This window comes from Vibrio sp. Vb0598, assembly GCF_033338935.1.
Lineage (GTDB): Bacteria > Pseudomonadota > Gammaproteobacteria > Enterobacterales > Vibrionaceae > Vibrio > Vibrio alginolyticus.
This window is the reverse complement of record NZ_JAWOTP010000309.1, coordinates 1-1,034: the sequence shown is the minus strand read 5'-3', so window position 1 is coordinate 1,034 and position 1,034 is coordinate 1. Positions and strand designations below refer to the sequence as shown.

At 50.5% G+C, this 1,034-nt stretch carries 2 pseudogenes; both read left to right on the top strand.

Features of this window, described 5'->3' with window-relative positions:
• Positions 1-118: 118 nt before the first annotated feature.
• Positions 119-499: pseudogene (vscD, locus tag R7Q38_RS24905) on the top strand (SctD family type III secretion system inner membrane ring subunit VscD); the annotation flags it as partial.
• Positions 486-1,034 (top strand): annotated as a pseudogene (locus R7Q38_RS24900) (histidine kinase dimerization/phospho-acceptor domain-containing protein); the annotation flags it as partial. The pseudogenes vscD and R7Q38_RS24900, both read left to right, overlap by 14 nt.

The following is a 1,034-nucleotide window of genomic DNA, read 5'->3' as shown; positions in this document are numbered from 1 at the left end:
CCTCGCTGCTAACTCAATGTCAATTGCCATCAGGGCAAGTAGGCTGGCGAGTCAAAGTGGCGGAATGTGACCTTTCACAGGCCGAATGTGTTCGCCCTTCAGAGGAGCCATAACCGAAATGCAGCAATGGAAAATTCGTATTTTATCCGGCGTGCATTCCGGGGTTGAAGTCACACTGCCAGAAGGCGCATTGGTTTTAGGTAGCGACGACTTTATCGCAGACCTTGTGTTATCGGATGCTGGCGTAGAAGCCAATCACTTCACTTTAGTGTGTGACAGTGAATCGGTGATGTTGCGTGGATGTCAGGACGTAACCATCAACGGTGAAAACCGAGCGGTTGGTGAATCTGGCATCGAGCTAGAGCGCCACGCGGTGATCTCTGTTGGCGTGGTGAAATTTGCACTGGGTTACGTTGAAGATGAGCTGATTGTCACCAACGTTACGGATGCTCAAACCAAACAAGATGCACCAGTCGTTACTACGCAAAGCACAAGCTATCATCACCGCCCGCAATACCGCCCAAGCGCTCAAAGTGGTGGCAGAAGGGGAGGCAAAAGCCAAACGAGAGCTGGAAGAGCACAAAGAACACCTGGAAGAATTGATTGAGCAGCGCACTTCGCAGTTGAGACAAGCAAACCTGCGCTTGAATGAAGAGGTCGTGAACCACGCTCAGGCGCGTAATGAAGCCGAGCAGGCGAGCCGCGCGAAATCGGCCTTCTTAGCGACAATGAGCCATGAAATTCGAACGCCGATGAACGGCGTGCTCGGTACTGCTCGTTTGTTAATGGATTCTGGTTTAAACCCAATTCAAAAGCGTTACGCGGAGATCATCAACCGCAGTGGTAAAACCTTGCTTGCCATCTTAAATGACGTTCTGGATTACTAGACAATTGAAGCCGGCCATCTTGAGATTCGCCGCTTGGGCTTCGACCTACATCAAATGGTTGAAGACACGTTCCAACTGATGAACAGCCGAGCACAAGAGAAACAACTGCTGTTCTCTTACCACATTGAAAGTGACGTCAGCCGATAC